At 60.1% G+C, this 13,062-nt stretch carries 14 protein-coding genes; 4 read left to right on the top strand and 10 right to left on the bottom strand.

Features of this window, described 5'->3' with window-relative positions; translation table 11 throughout:
- Positions 1-239: 239 nt before the first annotated feature.
- Positions 240-1,832: a type IV secretory system conjugative DNA transfer family protein gene (locus GGR23_RS22590; protein ID WP_183368558.1), complete on the top strand. Its 1,593-nt coding sequence runs from the start codon at positions 240-242 to the stop codon at positions 1,830-1,832.
- Here GGR23_RS22590 and mobQ read toward each other — a convergent pair.
- A complete protein-coding gene (gene mobQ, locus GGR23_RS22595) occupies positions 1,829-3,076 on the bottom strand; it encodes a MobQ family relaxase (RefSeq protein WP_183368559.1) in 1,248 nt (415 codons plus the stop codon). The genes GGR23_RS22590 and mobQ overlap by 4 nt on opposite strands.
- A 208-nt stretch (positions 3,077-3,284) precedes the next feature.
- Here mobQ and GGR23_RS22600 point away from each other — a divergent pair, with 208 nt between their 5' ends.
- Positions 3,285-3,611: a hypothetical protein gene (locus GGR23_RS22600; RefSeq protein ID WP_183368560.1), complete on the top strand. Its 327-nt coding sequence runs from the start codon at positions 3,285-3,287 to the stop codon at positions 3,609-3,611.
- A 704-nt stretch (positions 3,612-4,315) separates the two neighbouring features.
- Here GGR23_RS22600 and GGR23_RS22605 read toward each other — a convergent pair.
- From GGR23_RS22605 to GGR23_RS22635, 7 genes are all read right to left on the bottom strand, one after another.
- Positions 4,316-5,401 (bottom strand): replication protein RepA, encoded by a 1,086-nt coding sequence (locus GGR23_RS22605; protein ID WP_183368561.1) that lies wholly within the window; start codon positions 5,399-5,401, stop codon positions 4,316-4,318.
- 55 nt (positions 5,402-5,456) lie between these two features.
- Positions 5,457-5,753, bottom strand: a complete 297-nt coding sequence (locus GGR23_RS22610; protein WP_183368562.1) for a hypothetical protein — start codon at positions 5,751-5,753, stop codon at positions 5,457-5,459.
- On the bottom strand, positions 5,750-6,391 hold the full coding sequence (locus tag GGR23_RS22615) for a ParA family protein (protein ID WP_050746865.1): 642 nt from the start codon (positions 6,389-6,391) through the stop codon (positions 5,750-5,752). Before GGR23_RS22615 ends, GGR23_RS22610 begins: the two co-directional genes overlap by 4 nt.
- 109 nt (positions 6,392-6,500) lie before the next feature.
- Positions 6,501-7,043 carry a recombinase family protein gene (locus GGR23_RS22620; protein WP_050746870.1) on the bottom strand — a complete coding sequence of 181 codons (543 nt, stop codon included), beginning with the start codon at positions 7,041-7,043 and terminating at the stop codon, positions 6,501-6,503.
- A 95-nt stretch (positions 7,044-7,138) separates the two neighbouring features.
- Complete coding sequence (locus tag GGR23_RS22625; protein ID WP_183368563.1) at positions 7,139-10,288, bottom strand: Eco57I restriction-modification methylase domain-containing protein; 3,150 nt, start codon at positions 10,286-10,288, stop codon at positions 7,139-7,141.
- Positions 10,288-10,611 (bottom strand): HigA family addiction module antitoxin, encoded by a 324-nt coding sequence (locus tag GGR23_RS22630; RefSeq protein WP_183368564.1) that lies wholly within the window; start codon positions 10,609-10,611, stop codon positions 10,288-10,290. The genes GGR23_RS22625 and GGR23_RS22630 overlap by 1 nt, the downstream gene beginning before the upstream one ends.
- A 178-nt stretch (positions 10,612-10,789) precedes the next feature.
- The gene (locus GGR23_RS22635) at positions 10,790-11,263 is read right to left on the bottom strand and encodes a hypothetical protein (RefSeq protein ID WP_183368565.1); all 474 of its coding nucleotides are present in this window, start codon (positions 11,261-11,263) and stop codon (positions 10,790-10,792) included.
- Between GGR23_RS22635 and GGR23_RS22640 the strand changes: the two genes are divergently transcribed.
- Complete coding sequence (locus GGR23_RS22640; protein ID WP_183368566.1) at positions 11,253-11,864, top strand: hypothetical protein; 612 nt, start codon at positions 11,253-11,255, stop codon at positions 11,862-11,864. The two genes, GGR23_RS22635 and GGR23_RS22640, sit on opposite strands and share 11 nt — an antisense overlap.
- A 3-nt stretch (positions 11,865-11,867) precedes the next feature.
- On the opposite strand, the gene GGR23_RS22645 is transcribed toward GGR23_RS22640, so the two are convergent.
- Complete coding sequence (locus GGR23_RS22645) at positions 11,868-12,182, bottom strand: helix-turn-helix domain-containing transcriptional regulator (RefSeq protein WP_183368567.1); 315 nt, start codon at positions 12,180-12,182, stop codon at positions 11,868-11,870.
- A 2-nt stretch (positions 12,183-12,184) separates the two neighbouring features.
- Positions 12,185-12,508, bottom strand: a complete 324-nt coding sequence (locus GGR23_RS22650; protein WP_183368568.1) for a type II toxin-antitoxin system RelE/ParE family toxin — start codon at positions 12,506-12,508, stop codon at positions 12,185-12,187.
- A 292-nt stretch (positions 12,509-12,800) separates the two neighbouring features.
- Here GGR23_RS22650 and GGR23_RS22655 point away from each other — a divergent pair.
- The coding region (locus GGR23_RS22655; RefSeq protein ID WP_183368569.1) for a hypothetical protein at positions 12,801-13,062 on the top strand (262 nt) is incomplete at its 3' end.

The following is a 13,062-nucleotide window of genomic DNA, read 5'->3' on the forward strand; positions in this document are numbered from 1 at the left end:
CCCGGGCAAGTGGATGAAGGAAGCCCTCTACGAGTATCGTGTCCGCAACGGCCGCGATTTCCCGCTTCCTCCTGAAATGGATTCGGCGGGCAAGGCCGCCGCCAAGGGCGCGCTCAAAGGTGCCTCCATCGGTCTGGGCATCGCCACGTCGCTGCTGCGGCTGATGCGCTGACGCTTTCCTGCCAGTCGCGCGGGCAGAGGGTTTGCATCACCCGCGCGACTGACGGACAATCAACCACATGGATGTATTGGAAGGCTTTTTCCGGCTGGTCTCCCTCGTGCTCTGGGGCGCGCGGTGGCTCCTGCTTGTGCCTTTCCGGTTTATCCGCTTGGTCTCCCGCGAGCGCCGCAAGCGCAAGGCGCAAGGCTCGGCGCGCTGGGCGCACCGCTGGGAACAATGGTGGCATGGCGCTGTCCGTGGCGAAGGTGTTCTCCTCGGTCGCGGGGCCTTCGGTCGCCTGCTGCGGTTTTCCTCTGACGGCATGGTGATGGTGTTTGCCGCCATGGGCGCGGGCAAGGGGCTGGGGGTGGTCATCCCCTCCCTGCTCACCTATCGCGGCTCGATGGTCGTCACCGACCCCAAGGGCGAAAATTACGCTATCACGCGCCGCCAGCGCGCCCGCTTCGGCAAGGTGTGGATGCTCAATCCCACCGACCTCGTACATTCCGAGCGGTTCAACCCGCTGGACATGGTGCGCGCGGGCACGCCGCAGGAAGCCGACGACGCCGAAGCCCTTGCGCGCCTGCTCGTCGTCCCCGACGCGCGGGAATCCCACTGGGATGACAAGGCCACCTCGCTGGTCAAGGGACTGGTGCTGCACGTCCTGCACAGCGAACCCGCGCCCAGCCGCACCCTGTCCACAGTGCGCCGGCTCTCCGCCGGCCAGCGCGAGACCTTCATCACCCTGCTGACGCATATCGCCGGGCATTCCCCCTCTCCCGCCGCGCGGGAAATCATCGGCGGCATTCTCACCAGCGCGGTGGATTCCAGCGGAAACTTCTCCGAAGAGTTTCAGTCCATCCTCTCCAACGTGCAGAAGGCCACCGAACCATGGTCGGCCACCAGCCCGGCGGGCAAGCTGTCCTCCAGCTCGACCTTCCGGCTCTCCGAACTGGTGGAGGGCACCGGCACCCTGTTCCTCTGCGTCGATGAAGACCTGCTCGACGTGTATTCCCGCTGGCTGCGAGTCATGGTCGGTTGCACCCTCAAGACCCTCACCCGCGCCAAGGCCCGCAAACCCCGCCGCAAGGTGGTGCTCCTGCTCGACGAGGTGGCCGTGCTCGGTCGCCTCGACGTGCTGGAAAAACAATCCGGCCTGCTGCGCGCCTACTGCACCCCGGTGCTGATTTGGCAGAACCTGCCGCAGGTCGCCAAAATCTACGGCGACAACGCCGCCGCGTTCCTGGCGAACGCCTCGGCGCGGCTGTTCTTCGGGGTCAACGACAACGAAACCGCCACCTATGTCGCCACCATGCTGGGCCACACCCCGGCGGAATCGCAATCGGCAAGCGTCAGCTCGTCCGCCTCCGGCTGGGAGCGCCGGAGCCAGTCGCAAAGCCAGTCCGACAGCAATTACTGGCTGCTCGACAGCGCCGAAATCCAGCGCCTGCCGCTGACCAAGGTGATTGTGAAGCTGCGTAACTGCCCGTTCCCCATCTTCGGCAAGCGCCTCGATTACCGCAAGATGTGGCGCTGGCGCGGCCTGTGGGACAGATGGGAAGCCACCCCGCAAGGGTTCACGCAGGAACCGCAACCGCCGGAACGGTTCGACCCTGTACCGCAGGCGGCGGCTCACGGTGAGCCTGCGTCTCCGCCCCCGGCCTGCTCCTAGTCGAACAGGCCGCGCTTGCGCCCCGGTGCGCGGCTGCGTGTCCTCGGCTGGGCCAGCCGCGCCCACCCTTCCAGCTCGCGGATGCGGACAAGCCCGTGCTCGCGCCGATTGCCGCCTAACCGCATCAGCTCGTCAAGCTGCTTCATCATGCCGACAAGCTGCCGGAACCGCTTGCGGGCGTGCTCGGCCTTCTGGCGGCGCTGCTTCTCCTCCTCGGCGGCTTTCCAGCGGTTGAACCGGAACTGGCTGCCTTTGAGCCTGCCTTCCGTCCAGAAGGTGATGCGCCGCTCCCAATAGTCCATCTTGCGCTGGTAGCGGTCAAAGCGCCGGTTGATGCGCTCAACGTCACGGCGTAGCCGCTCGTCGTTGCCGACAACAATCCGCTCCAGCCAGTCCAGCCGCGTGCCGCTGTCGCGCGCCGGATACTCGCGTACGCGCTTGGCCGGGGCTTGCCCCGGAGCGCGCGCCTTCACCGCCCCCACCTCGCGCACCCGGCTGACCGGCGGGCGCTGGTGGCGCACCGCCTGCCGTGCCCTCGGCCCGACGTGGATTTCCGGCGCGCGATTCAGCTCGGCGGCGCGGGCCATGTCCTTGCGCTGCAAGGCGTCGTCCCGCTGCGCCACAAGGGTGCGGTGGTCAACCCGCACCTGCCGCCCCGCGCGCGCCAGCGCGGCATTGCAGGACACCGCCCATTCGGCCCGCCACAGATTCAACAGCTCCTTGCTGTTCCATTCCCGTGTCTTCACGGGATCCAGTCCGTCCGGGGTTGCCCGGCGCAATGTCAACATGACATGGGCATGGTAATTGTGGCGGCTCTGCCCCTGCTCCGGCACTGGGTCATGCAAGGCGATGTCCGCCACCATGCCCCGGTTCACAAAATGCCGCTGCACGAAGCCGCGCACGAGCTCCAGCCGCTGCGCGGCGTCCAGCTCGTGCGGCAACGCCATATTGAACTCGCGGGCAAGCTGGGCGTCGGCGCGCTTCTCCATGCGCTCGACCGTGCCCCACAACAGCTCCCGGTCTTCCAGCCACGCCGCCGCACCCACCGGCACCATGATTTCGGCATGGGCCACCCCTTTGCGGCGGCTGTAATCGTGGAGTTCGCCGGTACGGTAATCGCGCACCTGCGACCCGCTGCGGTAGGCGGCGGCTGCCGCAGCCTTGGAGCCGGGACGCCCGCTGCCGTCAGGATTCAGCTTGGCGGTGCGGCCAAGGATTTGCCCTGAGAAGTGGTAAATCGCCACGCGGTTCTCCCGTGGTGGCATCCTTGCCACCTTTAAAAAACAAGGCCCGGTCGGGCCTGCCTTTCCGGCCACACGCCACTCCTGTGGCGGCCGGAGCACCTATGTTGCGAAGCAATGTATAAGTGCGCTATTACCCCCGTCAACTCCACCCCTTCCCTCCGCCCTGTGGCCTGCTATCCTCGCCCTCCCTTCCTCTCGTCCCCCGCCCATGAAGCTGCCGCCCTATCACCCCACCCGCCTCGTCGGTAACATTGCCGCACTCGTCCTCCTCGCTCTGGGGGGCGCGTATCTTCTCGACCATATAGCCCGCTGGTTCGGCGGCACCTCCAACGCCTTCTGCGCCACGGTCGCTTTCTTCGCACCGCTGTCGTTCTCCATCGGTGTCGTGCTCTGCACCGTCGGCGTGCTGGTCTGGGCCGCGTCCCGCTTCAAAGGCGATGCCGGTGTGGGTCTGATGATTGGTGGGGCGCTGCTGTCGGTGCTGCCCGGCGTCATGCCGCGCTATTTCGCCATGGAGTGCATCTTCACCCCTTGAAAAAATCGCGCGGGGCGCTCCGCGCCCGTCGCGGGGGCAAGCCCCCTGCACCCCCTTCGTGCCTCACCTCAACGCCGTGCCGTAAGCTGCCCCGTGGGGGCTGTCTGCCCCCACGCCCCCGAGGATATTTCTAAAAGGGTTAGGACGGGTTTTAGTGGCTGGACTATCCGACCTCCATCTTGACCAGCAAAACGCTTCTGAGGGCGTTCTACGGCCTGCTGTGGGGCGCCCTGTTTGCTGTGCTTGGCAGAAGACCGATGCTGTGATTCAATACCGCCACGGTACAGGCTGGGAAGCCGATGACCGTAAAGGGTTAGGATGCCACCGTCTTCGGGCGGTGGCGTTCTCCGTTTTGCCCCCTCTTTCTTCTTTCAAAAATCAGAGAAGCCTTTTTTCTGTAATTCTGGAATGGGTTCTGAAAAAGCGTTCTGATGGTGTTCTGCATTGTTCTGATAAGTGTTCTGTATCCTTATTATAGGAAGCGCGACCAAGTCTGCGGAGAAGCGCGACCAAGTCTGCGGTAAATGCGCGACCAAGTCTGCGGAGGGGCGCGACCAAGTCTGCGGAGATTGAGGGCAAAGCGCGACCAAGTCTGCGGAGGGGCGCGACCAAGTCTGCGGAGGACACCCTATAACCATCGGATTCTAAAGGGATTTGAAAATACCGGGGCGCGACCAAGTCTGCGGAGCTAAGATGCGGGGAGGTCAGGTCTTTTTCAGCGGCTTGCGTACCGGCGGAAGGGCCAGCACGGCGGGGTCGGCGGGGCTAAGGACAAGTCCCTGCTCGGTGAGCTTCAACGGCAGGTTCGGCAGCACCTCCTTCAAGTGCCCGACCTCCTCCTTGAACTTGGCCTTGAAATCGCGCTGGCGGGTGAAACCTGAACCAAACTGCTCGGTGATGGCGTCCCAACTGATGTGCAGCGGCTCGTTGATGTTGTGGATGCGCCAGCCAAGCCAGAAATACAGGTCGAGCTTGCGGGCGCTGCCCTGAAAGGCCCGCACGGCGCGGGCATTGACCGGCAGGGCGTGCTTTTGCAGGCTCTCGAACATGGTGTGGCTGAACGTCACCGTGGACGGCCACAGGGAAGGCTGGTCGTGATGCGCGGACAGCCACACGTCCATCTCCTCAATCGGGAAGAATTGGCGCGACCGCACCTTGTTGCCTGTCCAAGAGGATATTTTGATGGAGCAACTGGCGAGGGCATTCAACTGTTCGCGAAACGCGGTCAAAGGCCCTTTCTTGCCGCCACTGTCGGAGAAGCCCATCTCCCGGACGAACGCGGTGAAGGTGTCTGCGATTTCGATGGTCGGGCTTTGCTGCCGGATGGCCTCGGAGCAAAGGTGCATCAGGATGAGACGGGCTTTCGGCCCGAACGGGAGCGGCTGGAGCACCTTGGAACCATCCGGCCCGCGCAAGGAACCGGCAGCCACATCAATCGCCATGTTGCCCTGCTCGCGGCTGTATTCGCGCACGTCGAGTGGCAGGCGGTCATAGGGCAGTCCGCAGATGGCGAGGACGCTGTGCAGGTGGCGCAAGTCCTCCGCCTGCGGCTCCTCGTTCAGGAAGTGGTCATGCACCTCGGCGCGGCGGCGGCGGTCGCGCGGCATCGCCTGCAACTCGGTTTGGCGCTCCGCGTCGGACGCATCGCGCTTGGTCTGCTCCTCGATGAGGATTTGAATCTCAAGGGCCAGCAGCTTCGGCAGCAGGTTGCGGCGCTTGTGGCGCTCAAGTTCCTTCCGCAAGTCCGCATCACGGATGAGTGATACATCGGGCATCGTGTCTTCGCTCATGGCCGTGTGTCCCTCATTATTGCTGCTAGCTCTGTAACGCTATAACGCTGTAGCGTTATGACGCTTTAGAGTTGTCTTTCATTTCGGCGGTGGTGGCGTAACCCCGCTTGCTCAACACCGCGTCGATGCCTTCCATGAACAGGTCGTGCACCTTCTTGCGGCCTTCGTGGAAGGCAATTTCTTCCAGCTTGTCCTTGACCGACAAGGGCAGATAGATGCTCGTCTTGAACATGCCGGATTCGCCCTTGGCGGGCTTGGTCGCCGGTGTGACGGCGGCGCTATCGGCGGCTGGCACCTCGTCAACCGGCGTGGTGACGGCTCCGAAAACGGATGGTCTGGTGGCCTTGCTCATCGCGTTTTTCCTTTCATGCGTTTATCGACCCATTGCCACAGTGCGCGGACTTCGTCGGCGGCTTTGCCATCGGCGGCGTATTCCGTGACCCCCTGCCCTGCTGCATAGGCGTCCTGATGGTCGGCGCGCTGGGCAATATTCGGTTCGGCTAGAACGCCGAGGGTTTTCAGTCCTGCGGCCATTTCGGCGGCGCGTGAGTTGCGGGGAATGGCGGAGCATTGCGTGAGGATGAACGCGAACGGCTTGCTGAGGCGCTGCAAAGCCTGCGCGGTCGGTAACACCGCGTTGCCGTCGATGCGGGTGGGCCGTATCGGCACAAGGCACAACTCGGCGGTTTGCATAGCAATGTGGGTGGTCGGGTTGTCGGCTCCGGCGGTGTCGATGATGGTCAGGGTGAATCCCTGCCCTTTCACGCCGTCGAGCAGTTTGGGCAGGTCGGCAACCATGGTTGCCGGTACTTTCTCGACATGGGGAAGCTCGGCCTCGCGCAACTCGCCCCACGTCGCCAGAGAGGCTTGAGGGTCAAGGTCGAGCGCGAGCACCTTTTCTCCGGCCTCTTGGGCCGCGACGGCAAGGGAGGCGGCAAGGGTGGTTTTGCCGGTTCCGCCCTTCTGGGTGACGAGGGTAATGATTCGCATGGCGGTACGTTACCACGGCATCCATAGAGTTAAAGCGTCACGACGTGATAACGTCAAAACGCTTTAGAGCTATGATGCTATAACGCCACAGAGTTATAGCGTTATGACGTTATTCGAGGCGGGATATGGTGCTGGCACTCACGTTATAGGAGCGCGCAATGTCCCGCACGGGTTCACCGGCTGCCTTGCGTTCGCGGGCTTGCTGCTGCTGGAACGGGGTCAGCTTGCGCTTCGGGCCGAACGTCTGCCCGCGCTCCTTGGCGCGCCTGCGGCCCTCGCTGGTGCGGCTCTTGATAAGCTCCCGCTCAAACTCCGCCAATCCGCCGAGAACGGTCAGCATGAGCCGTCCGTGCGGCGTGGTGGTGTCCGCCCATACATCGGAGAGGGAACGGAACGCCACGCCGCGTTCCGCCAGCGTGCCGAGAATGTTCAACAGGTCACGGGTTGAGCGGGCGAGGCGGTCTAGCCGCGTTACCAGCACGGTGTCGCCTGCGTTGGCCGCCTTCATCAGGCGGGCGAGCTGGGCGCGGTCGCTCCGGGCACCGCTGACGGTTTCCGCGAAAACCTTCTCCGCGCCTGCGGCGCTTAATGCTTCCCGCTGGGCGTCCAGCGTCTGCCCGTCCGTCGATACCCGCGCGTAACCGTAAATCATGCCGTTATTGTGCAACGGACTTATGCAACGCGCAACGGATTGATTTCAGGGCAGGGGAGGGGTGTTGCATAAGTCTTGATTTATGCAACGAGTCCTTACTTCAAAATCTTCTCAGTCAAATCGGAAAGGCTTTTTAATAGCTTTTCTCTTTCCTTGCTTGTCTTCGCCTGGTGGGCTTTTCTACAGGCATCAACTGCTGAAACATGGAGGGCATTTTTCGGATTAAATCTCGGAATGCTCACATGTTTGAAGATATTGCTGACTTGGATTTGGATGGTATGGCTCTCAATGTACTCTCTAACTAGTGTTGAGTTCAGAACTGCGCATACGAAGTACGCTGTTTCGGCGTCTTGGAAATCTGCGAAATATATCTTGTGGTCAGGAACGAACGGCCTACTTCCGACAAGGGGAACATTCGTGCTCGTTACGACAGATGCCTCGAATGTGCTTGATTGTTCCGCCCAAACGACTTTGTAAGGCGCGAAGCTGTAGGCTCCTACGTTGTAGATAGAATAGTATGGAGCACCTTTCTGCCTTAGTCGATAGGTCGAACGTTGGCTCAGTAGAGCTTTGTATGCTCCAAAATATTTGTTCATATACTTAAGGCGTGCAAGCCGATTTTCTGCGGCAACATAGTCGGCCTGGCTGATGCCATCGTTCGGCACAATCACATAGAGCTGATCCTCGATGTGCACGTCACAGGTCGAGAAGTCTCCCGCTCCCTTGAGAAGGGGATAGAGCAGGTCTGGCTCAATCCAGAATCGCTTTGCCGGGCCTATGTCTGTTTTCCCTGCCGTTGGGCGTGTCTCCACCTGGACCAGCCCTTCCTCGCGGTTAGTGTCTACGATACGCACCATGTAAACACCGTTGAGGTCAGCCGTGATGCCTTTGCGGCCCGCTACCCAATCGCTTGTTCCCTGGATGGCTGCCATGTCCGCAAAACGGCCCTTTGGAAGGATGGCCCAAGGAGAGTTTCCGCCATCAACAGGGGTGGCTTCCCAGCGCTTCATATCCACTCTCTTCAGAACGTCACCCTTCAGTGATGTCTCGGGGATAGAGGCCGATTGGCCGATAGCCTTTTCCCAGATGGTGTACGGAACGGGATATTGAGGCTTCTGTTTGGAAGATACTTTCCGGAGACGCATGATTGCAGTCTTATTGGCAACCTTGTGGAAAGGCTTGAGCTTCTTAAGGTCATCGATTTCAACGGGTATTAGATTGGCTTGTTCGTTGATTTTGAAGCTTCTAAAGCCCTGAGAGGATGGTGACTGGAAGTGCGTTTGCGTGATGACGAACACGAGCGTACCGCCCTGCTTTAGCCACTTGTCTCCAACGGTGTATGTGAGCATCCCCGAAATATCGAGTTCGTTGCCGCCGTGATATGGTGTCTCTGAAAAGATCGCATACTGCTCGCAAGTAGGTTTGATGCGCTCTCGATACATTTCAGGGAGGTTTGACCAGCGCACCCAAGGTGGGTTGCCGATTACAACATCAAACTCGCCAGCAACCGCAGACCAGAAGAAGTTGCGGACGATTCTAAACCAGATTCCATTCCAAGATTTCTTGTGAAGCTCCAGCACTCGCCCGTAGGTGCCACTGAGGGCATCGCGCCAGGCTTTCGCTTCTGCGGTCGAAATGATTTTCCGTTCTAAGAGACGTTTTTCCACAATTGGAAACTCGTGCTCGACCTCGACGGCCTCAGCCATGGTACTGAATGCATCGTCTAGGCGTTTGCGATCACGGGCCAATGCCCACGGCAAAACAACCTGAAGATCTGACTGCGCGCTACCAATCCGGTACTCCACGAAATCTTCATTGTCTTGGGGGGAATGTGCAGGGGAATAGACAGCGTCAGCCAATAGCACGGGCAATTCCACTTCCATTTTCGCTTGCCCCACAAGGTCGGCGATAGCAATCAAGAAGTTGACGCGGGAAGCCTGTACGGCCAAGGGATTCAGGTCAAATCCCCATACGGTGTTGAGGACATTCGTGAGAATTGCATTCGGTGAATGGCCCTTCCCAACACCGATGTTCCGCTTTCTCCGTATGGCTTCCAGAAGGAAAGAGCCGGAGCCACATGTGGGGTCGAGAATTCTCGCGGTCTCCCAATCGGCCACCTTTGCGCGGTCGCAAGCAACATCAACAAGCCAGTCTGGAGTGTAAAACTCGCCCAATGCCTTTCGAAGGGTTTCAGGAACGAGCGCTTGATAGAATGCCTTCAGAACATCTTTGGATTGGGCGGCGCTCAAGTCGTCCATTCTGTAGAGGGCGAGCTGTGTCAGGAATGATCTGATACCAGAACAAATGCCGCTCCGACCTTCCTTCGACAAGCTGGCGTCGGCGTACCAGGAGAAGACGGCCTCTTCAACAAACCCCTTTATGCGAGCTGCTTCAAAGTAAGCGCTCCGCTCCACCTCTTCGTCCAGCTTCTTAAGAAGCGGCGCGTCCTCATAGCCCAACAGATGCTCGCAAAAGTCGGGGTGAGAAGTCAGGCCATACTCTGCGACAATTTCAGCCGCCAGCAGTTTCATCACGAAAGCGTTGTATGTGTGAATCACAAAGAGAAGCGCTGATACGGCTTCGTCTTTTGGTAACTCTAACTCGATGGGAATCTGGCGCTTAATAGCCGCAGCCTGGGCGGCGGAAAGGTCTGCTACTTGGCCAAAGAGGGTGCGCCATTCTTCAAACAGCATTTTAATTTTGCTGTTTCCCTGGTGCTTAAGGCACCTTTCCAGCTCGGCAGCCAAGCCACCCATCATTAAGCGGCCGATTTCTGAGCCATTCCCGAAGTCTTCAACCAAGTTCTCTGCTGTTACAGCGCGGCGCCTGGAGTCTGCGCATGCCTGGGCGACCAGGCCGATTGATGCCTCATTGAAGGGCAGAAGATTACGATGGGTAATATTGCCGTCTTTATAGAACGCGAAGCAAATGTGATCGCCATCAGTTGCAATGCCGATATAGTCCTCTGGCAATAGCCCTTCAGATTTTGCTCGCCGTGGAATATATTTTTCAAGTCGATCAAATATAGCCTCGCGGAAGGCAGCGCTTTTAACGCTTCCCTTAAACAAGCCCTTATCTTTGAATTCAATGATAACCTGGTTGTATGAGGCGTCGTTGCGACCGCGCTCGGCATGAAATCTAATGCCAATGCTGTTTTCGATATGCTTCAGCCAGCTTTTGCGAACTTCCTCTTCGTTCGCCCAATGCGGCCGATCCTTTTGGAGCAGTGCGTAGAGAGAAACCATTATAGACCTCCGCGCAAAGCTATGGATTTGAAAGCCCCTGGCACATAACGCTCAATTTGAATTTCGCTTTCCTTTGAGCGCGCTTTTGCGATGTCGAAATTCGTTTGCATCGCCAATAGGGCGTTCATACTCATGCCAAATGCTTTCTCTAGTCTCAGCGCCATTTCAGGGGAAACGGACGCCCTGGCATTCAACAGAGCAGACAAGGCCGGTCGCGTCACTCTCAGCGCTGACGCCGCGTCGGTGACTGAAAGCCTAAATTGCTCAGTGATTATTGCTTTAATGAACAGACCCGGATGTACCGGGTGATCAGCAGTTGCCATGGTATGCCCCCCTGATTCGAACCCTCTGTGAGCCGCCGAATCCCGTCAAGCAACACTTTACAGTTTGCCAAAATTCGAGGCGATTATTGAGGGTGCGCGTGATTTTTTGGCACTACCTTAAATTTAGAAGCCACTTTATGCCACAACTGTCTATGCAGTCGAAAACCGCCATTGGATTTCAAGGCGCCCACACAAAAGGCGCGCTCCGCCCCAGCACCACGCGAATATCCGCCGCATAGTAGTCCACCGTCTCGAACGGCCCCGCCTTGATCGGAATCGGCGTGTTGCGAAACACCGCCGCCGGTTCCAAGTCCTGCTGCCGCAGGTAGACCGACAGCGTGCGCCAGTCGCGCCACCCCTCCATCCGCTCAAGGTGCTGGCGCTTGATGAGCACCGGCTTGGTGAACTCCCAGATGCCCCGCTCGGGGTTCAGCAGCAGGCTGAAGAAATTGGCCTGCATGTGGTCGTTGAGGCTGAGGGTGTCGCCAAGCCTCGGCAGGCTTTCCAGCTCCACCTTGTCGAGCGCCGCATGGGCTTCCCCAAGGGGCAAAGCCATGATGTAACTGTTCAGCTTCTGGCTGTCGTAGGTTCCCGACGGCAGCTCGACATGACGGCATATCTTGGCAGCGTAGGTTTCATAAATGGATGTCATGCGGTTCGTGCTCAACGCCATCACAAAGCTGACCCTCGCCGCAACCGGCGCGGTCGTGGCTCTGGTGGTCCTCCTGCTGGAAGCGTTCACCGGCCACGTCCGCAAGAGAGCACACCAGCCCGCACCGCAGCAAGAGCCGCAACCGGCACGGCCTAGCCAGCCGGTGCCAACCGCCGCGACCGCAGCTCCTGCCGTCCATGTCCATGTGCACCTCGACCAGGCTCCGGCCCAACCGGCGCCGATGCCCTCCCCTGAACCTGCGGGACACTCCGGCAACCAGTCTCCGGCGACGGTGCTCAACCAGCCCGACCACCGCATCTACGTCACCACCGGCAGTCACCTGATGATGGAACACCCCGCCTGTGATGACCTGCTCGAACGGCTCGATGAAATCCTCTACCGTGCCGCCTTCCGCGACGGCGACCCGTTCACGGTAGCCGCGCCCCTTGATGACGCGCGACACGGCCGCGCGGTGCCCCTCGACCTGCCGCCCGTGGCCGCTGTCGATGAGGGGGAGTTTTTCAGCGAGGAGCGCCAGCCCCTCCCGCCGCCTGACGGTGCGCTGTGGTTCCGGCAGGATGGTGTTCTGCGGCCGCTTTAACGGTTACGCCGCCCGCACGGCCAGATGCACGCCGGTCAGGCTTTGCAGGTGGCGAATTACCGAAAAGACGTTGTCCGCGCGCGGATTACCGGCCTTGCTGAACATCCGCATCAGGCTCTTGGGCGGGGTTCCGACTTCCTCGGCAAGCTCCTCAAAGCCCACCGTGGCATTGATGTAATCGCGCAGGACGGCTTTGCCGGTGGCAACATCGCCGCCAAGCAGGGCTTCCACAGCTTCGGTCAGAAGCGCGGTACGGAACGCAAGGTCGCTTTCGGCGCGCGCCTTGATGGTTTCCTTGAAATCGCGGGTCAGAGCCATGTCTATCCCTCCTTCTTTCTATGTTTATAGTCCTCCCACCGCGCATGCGCCGTGGCGATATCCTTCTGCTGGCGCTGCTTGGTGCCTCCGGCGAGCAGGATAACCAACCTGTCACCCTCCCGGCCAAAATAGACACGGTAGCCCGGCCCAAAGTCGATCCGGTATTCCAAAACACCGGAGCCAACGGTTTTGACGTTGGAAAGGTTGCCCGCTTCCATGCGGGCGAGGCTGACCGTCACCTTGGCGGCCGCCACGGCATCCAGTTCCTCGAACCAATCCGCGAACGGACTTCGGCCCGCTGAATCCAGATACTCAACTACTTTCATGTCGCCATGGTAACATATAGGGAACCATTCAAGCAACACCTGTCTGCGTCCTGACAGGAAGACGCCTGCCACGGGCACCCCGTCGTAAATGGGCAGCAAGGCCACTCTGGGGCCTTGCTGTTCCCAAGCCCCCGCCGCGACCGCGACCACGGGTCAAGGCCAACGAGCGCAGCGTGCCTTGAGGCGTGGTCGCGGGCGTGGCCTTACCAACATCCTTAAAAAGTCCTTAATCCCCTTTGCGCGCAGCGCGAAAACGCGCAATCGTAGGCTGTTTCCAACTCTGGGGGTTTCCATGGCAATCGATCGCCGCGCCGAAGCATACGCAGAACAACACTACCCCATCTTCCTGAGCCGCTACATTGCCGCCGCCAAGGCTGGCAGGGCGGATATTATCCCCGAACCCATCCGCGACCCGATCACGGCCTATGCCACGGGTCGCACGCCGCGCAGCAACGTGAACCCGGGCAAGTGGATGAAGGAAGCCCTCTACGAGTATCGTGTCCGCAACGGCCGCGATTTCCCGCTTCCTCCTGAAATGGATTCGGCGGGCAAGG

It is taken from the genome of Gellertiella hungarica (assembly GCF_014197145.1).
In the GTDB taxonomy this organism is placed as follows: Bacteria; Pseudomonadota; Alphaproteobacteria; order Rhizobiales; family Rhizobiaceae; genus Gellertiella; species Gellertiella hungarica.

Coding starts and splice junctions, on each gene's coding strand:
- GGR23_RS22590 (WP_183368558.1), top strand. CDS start 240: ATGGATGTATTGGAAGGCTTTTTCCGGCTGGTCTCCCTCGTGCTCTGG.
- GGR23_RS22600 (WP_183368560.1), top strand. CDS start 3,285: ATGAAGCTGCCGCCCTATCACCCCACCCGCCTCGTCGGTAACATTGCC.
- GGR23_RS22605 (WP_183368561.1), bottom strand. CDS start 5,401: ATGAGCGAAGACACGATGCCCGATGTATCACTCATCCGTGATGCGGAC.
- GGR23_RS22610 (WP_183368562.1), bottom strand. CDS start 5,753: ATGAGCAAGGCCACCAGACCATCCGTTTTCGGAGCCGTCACCACGCCG.
- GGR23_RS22615 (WP_050746865.1), bottom strand. CDS start 6,391: ATGCGAATCATTACCCTCGTCACCCAGAAGGGCGGAACCGGCAAAACC.
- GGR23_RS22620 (WP_050746870.1), bottom strand. CDS start 7,043: ATGATTTACGGTTACGCGCGGGTATCGACGGACGGGCAGACGCTGGAC.
- GGR23_RS22625 (WP_183368563.1), bottom strand. CDS start 10,288: ATGGTTTCTCTCTACGCACTGCTCCAAAAGGATCGGCCGCATTGGGCG.
- GGR23_RS22630 (WP_183368564.1), bottom strand. CDS start 10,611: ATGGCAACTGCTGATCACCCGGTACATCCGGGTCTGTTCATTAAAGCA.
- GGR23_RS22640 (WP_183368566.1), top strand. CDS start 11,253: ATGGATGTCATGCGGTTCGTGCTCAACGCCATCACAAAGCTGACCCTC.
- GGR23_RS22635 (WP_183368565.1), bottom strand. CDS start 11,263: ATGACATCCATTTATGAAACCTACGCTGCCAAGATATGCCGTCATGTC.
- GGR23_RS22645 (WP_183368567.1), bottom strand. CDS start 12,182: ATGGCTCTGACCCGCGATTTCAAGGAAACCATCAAGGCGCGCGCCGAA.
- GGR23_RS22650 (WP_183368568.1), bottom strand. CDS start 12,508: ATGAAAGTAGTTGAGTATCTGGATTCAGCGGGCCGAAGTCCGTTCGCG.